5 protein-coding genes are annotated in these 4,453 nt (G+C 31.6%); 1 reads left to right on the top strand and 4 read right to left on the bottom strand.

Annotated elements, in window-relative coordinates; genetic code table 11:
* The coding region (locus tag ACHZC3_RS05085) for a DUF6705 family protein (protein ID WP_394758798.1) at positions 1–570 on the bottom strand (570 nt) is incomplete at its 3' end.
* A gap of 11 nt (positions 571–581) precedes the next feature.
* Positions 582–2,006 (bottom strand): hypothetical protein, encoded by a 1,425-nt coding sequence (locus tag ACHZC3_RS05080; RefSeq protein ID WP_394758797.1) that lies wholly within the window; start codon positions 2,004–2,006, stop codon positions 582–584.
* Between the two features lie 239 nt (positions 2,007–2,245).
* Here ACHZC3_RS05080 and ACHZC3_RS05075 point away from each other — a divergent pair, with 239 nt between their 5' ends.
* A complete protein-coding gene (locus tag ACHZC3_RS05075) occupies positions 2,246–2,473 on the top strand; it encodes a helix-turn-helix domain-containing protein (RefSeq protein WP_394758796.1) in 228 nt (75 codons plus the stop codon).
* 2 nt (positions 2,474–2,475) lie between these two features.
* Here the strand turns inward: ACHZC3_RS05075 and ACHZC3_RS05070 are convergent, their stop codons facing one another.
* Both ACHZC3_RS05070 and feoB read right to left on the bottom strand, forming a co-directional pair.
* Positions 2,476–2,595 (bottom strand): FeoB-associated Cys-rich membrane protein, encoded by a 120-nt coding sequence (locus ACHZC3_RS05070; RefSeq protein WP_394758795.1) that lies wholly within the window; start codon positions 2,593–2,595, stop codon positions 2,476–2,478.
* Positions 2,595–4,453, bottom strand: a 1,859-nt coding sequence (feoB, locus tag ACHZC3_RS05065) for a ferrous iron transport protein B (RefSeq protein ID WP_394758794.1), incomplete at its 5' end; no start/stop codon positions are given. The genes feoB and ACHZC3_RS05070, both read right to left, overlap by 1 nt.

The raw sequence follows: 4,453 nt of genomic DNA, 5'->3' as shown, positions 1-4,453 counted from the left end.
TTTTGTTAAAATAAGTTCTTCTTTTGGCAAAAATACAGGAATCGCTAGTCTGTTTGGATAGTAAGGACAATCTGAACCTGTCCAACTATCTGTATATAGAAAATAACAATATTTTAATTGATTTGGTTGTCCTGTAACATTTTGCAATTTAAATTCCATTCCATTTTTGCAATTGGCATCAGTGTCTGTAAAATAAAAAGCGCAAATTCCTCTTGATGTACTTGGATTAGTCCCATCAATTCTATACTGATCATAATTTGTTATTGCTAAATTATCGTATATGACACTTCCTGTAATTAAATCAGTAACTTTAAACTTTCCCATCAAGTCATCTCTATAATAAGAATAACTATTTGATCTCATAACTAATCGTTGAGTAAATTTGACAAACTCAAAAGTATACTTTTTGTTATTCAAAACTCCTTCCCACGTACCTAAATACGGCAAGAAAGTATTGTCTAAATCTTTTAAATAAGCTCCATTTGGAGCATTTAAGGTTGATAACGGCATGATTTGGCATGAAGCTAATTGTGTCACTAATAGGATTAAAATTATTGCTGTTTTTTTCATAATTATTTTTATTAACATGGGTTTTCCTCTAATCTTTTATTTACGTTTAAGGTTTTTCGAGTCCAATTAATTTTTTTACCAGTTTGGGGGTCCATTTCTACCTCTCCTTGAAACAAAGCTACTTTGTCTTTTAATCCAAGAATTTCTAACTGGTTTAGCATCATTTCTTGTAATTTTTCACTTCTATCTGATGAAGATAAGCTTAAGTCATTTATAATATCTCCTGATTTTCTATTGTACTCTGATACAAATTCCTTCCAACCTGTATTTATTTCCGCAATACTAATATTGGAGTCTATAATAGTTAGCGCAAATATCCCTTCGTCCGAAATCATAACCCCTTGTACATCTAAAGGAGTCAATCCAGCGGCAGTTGCTGCGGTTGAGCATTTAGTTATTAATTGTAGTAAATCGACTGGACTTAGCATTTTGACACCACCATCATAAGATTGTCCTTCAGAATCTGTTATTGGTTGATTGTTGTGAACATGCGTGTAAGATATAGCATTACTAGGAAAAGTTAATTTATCTGCACCACTTGCAGCTTGGCTAACATATTGAGTAACCCCACTCACTTTCTTTTCTACAAAACCAGTTTCATACGGCAAGTTAAAACTTTGCTGGGTATTTAACGCATTAAATTTATTCATATATGAGACACTGCTTGTTCCTTTTTGCAATTTACCACAAGGCGTGTCTGGAAAAGAATCTTGCTCGCTACCACCGCCACCGCCATGTGGAGTATCTGTTGGAGAAGAGGTTAATTCTGTTCCTCCTCCTCCAGTACAACTAGAAATGAAGCTTGTATAAAGATGTGTTCCTTGAGAACAACAAACAGTACCTGCAGCATGACTTGCTCCAATACCTCCTGAACCATTGTTATTACACATTAGAACTGCTACCTCAATACAATCGGCACTTAATTTCCCTGTTGTATTACTGCTATTGTAATTATAGTTGATTCCTTTTATTTCTACTGACGAATAATTAATATTAAACGATTCATGGGTTGATGGGACAGCATTTTCTAGTAAATTATAAGTAACAATACAGGCTTTAGTATTGTTTAAAGTATCTACTTTAACAATTAGATTATTTAAAGTGTTTATTTGTAAGGTGTCCTTAACCACTTTTATAGTATAAGTAATATTACCATCAGATACAATTTCTTTAACATTTGCAGTAGAGTCAATGGTAAATCCATAAAAATCTTCCATTATTGTTCTACTATTCATATTTACATTTTTGTTTTTAAGACTTTTAATAGATTTTACAAATTTTTCATCCTTCATCATCTCATCTATTTTCTTTTCTTTCAAACTAATTTTATGATTAATTGGAATGTCTTTATCAATTAAATCTTTTTCACACGAATAAAGTATAAAAACAATGCCAAAGAGTAATAAGCTATTAAGTTTTTTTAATTTTTGTTTCATTTAGTTTGTTTTGTTAAAGGTTTGTAAATATAAGAGGATAAAATCATATAAAAGGTTGGGAGAAAGTGCAAAATAATTATTTAATTGAGACGCGAATATGCGATTTTGTTGTAATAATTTTGAGGTTTCTCCTTAAATTTTGTTAAAATTTAATTCTGCGATATTTTCTGCAAACATATAAAAAAAATTAGCGCATATATGCGTTTATTATAATTTTTTACAAAGTTCATTTTTACATTGTGAATAATGTAAAAGATATTGGTTATATTAAACTTTTTGGAGAAAATCTTCAAAAGATAAGAATGTCTAGAAAAATGTCTCAAGAAACATTAGCTTACGATTCAGATATTCCTATATCTCAAGTAGGTAGAATTGAAAGAGGAGAAATAAATACAACTATTTCTACAGTAAAAGCCTTGTCTAAAGCGTTAAATATTTCAGTTAAAGATTTGTTTGATTTTGAGTAAAATCACTTACAACCACAATCGCCACCACAATTCTTATCGCTTTTCTTTTTGACAAAAAATTTCTTATACAGAAAATACACTGCAACAACTAATAAAGAAAATGCGATTATTTCTTGTATCATTACTTCAAAATTTGATAAGCAATTAAAGCCACAGTATATGCAAATCCGCTCATAAACACCAATTGTATTGCTGGCCACTTCCAAGAATTTGTTTCTTTTTTAGTTACAGCAAGTGTACTCATGCATTGCATTGCGAAAGCATAAAAAAGCAGCAACGAAACACCTGAAGCCAGGTTAAATAGTTTATTTCCTGTTATAGGATTTACTTCGGTAGAGAGTTTGTTTTTAATAGTAGCTTCTTGATCTCCGGTTTCTTCGATGCTATAAATTGTTGCCAGCGTTCCTACAAAAACTTCTCTTGCGGCAAATGAAGTTACAATAGCAATACCTATTTTCCAATCGTACCCTAAAGGTACAATGGCTGGTTCTATAGCTTTTCCTATAATTCCAATATAAGAATGTTCTAATTTGTACGAAGCGATATCGTTTTCTAAATTTTCTGCCGAAGGATTTTGTTTCGAAACTATTTCTCTCGCATTTTTAAAACTTTCACCAGGCCCGTAAGAAGCCAAAAACCAAAGTATTACCGAAAGTGCTAAAATCATTTTTCCCGCCCCAAAAACGAAAGATTTTGTTTTTTCAATAACATTTATAGCTACGTTTTTAAACATGGGTAGCTTATAATTGGGCATTTCGACCACGAAATAGGATTTCGATTGAATTTTTAAAATCTTATTCAATAACCAAGCAGAAAAAAATGCCATTCCAAAACCCAATAAATACAATAGCATTAGTGTAAGTCCTTGCAAATTGAATACTCCAAAAAGCCTTGTGTTTGGAATAATTAATGATATAATTATAGAATAAACAGGTAATCTAGCTGAACAAGTGGTAAAAGGTGTTACCAAAATGGTAATTAGTCGTTCTTTCCAGCTTTCGATATTTCGGGTTGCCATAATAGCTGGAATGGCACAAGCAGTTCCTGAGATTAGTGGCACTACACTTTTTCCAGACAAACCAAATTTTCGCATCGATTTATCCATCAAGAAAACCACGCGGCTCATATAACCACTTTCTTCAAGAATAGAAATAAATAAAAATAAAAAAGCTATTTGTGGAATAAAAATAGCTATTCCGCCCAAACCTGGAATAATTCCTTGTACAATCAGATTAGTTAAAACTCCTGCTGGTAATTTAGATTCTGTCCATGAACTTAAAGATACGAATGAGCTGTCTATAAAATCCATTGGCAAACTCGACCAATCGAAGATGGATTGAAAAATGAGCATCAGAATCAGGAAGAAAATCACATAACCAAAGACTTTGTGCATTAGTATTCTGTCGAGTTTACTTCGTAAATCTTTGGCGGAAGCCAAGTCTATCTTTTGTCCAACTTTCAAAACATCATTAATAAACTGATAGCGTTTGATTGTTTCTTTTTGTTGCAATCTTTTTAGCTCTTCTTTCGATTTCGCAAAAGAAGGATTGGGTAATTCATTTCTATTTAGATTTGCAAAATTCACATCTTGCGTAATAACCAACCACAATTTGTATAACGATTGGTTGGGGAAAGTGCGACGCAAATTATCAAAATAAGTAACATCAATATTTGAAGCATTCAAACACGGTTCAGTTGTAATATTTTTGTAATTAATAATTAGATTTTTCAAATCATCAATACCTTGACCTTTGCGTGAACTTACGAGTGCAATTTTAGTTTTCAGTTGATTCTCTAAATACGGAATATCTAACGAAATCCCTTTATATGACATCCTATCGGACATATTTATGACAAGAATTGTCGGAATTTCTAAATCTTTTATTTGGGTAAAAAGTAATAAATTTCGTTTCAAATTTTCGACTTCCGTAACTACGATTGCTACATCTGGATAATCCTTGTCGTTTTTGTTTAACAGTA

Source organism: Flavobacterium sp. (assembly GCF_043720215.1).
Lineage (GTDB): Bacteria > Bacteroidota > Bacteroidia > Flavobacteriales > Flavobacteriaceae > Flavobacterium.
Note: the sequence above shows the minus strand (reverse complement) of the source record. Positions and strands in the feature narration are given on the sequence as shown.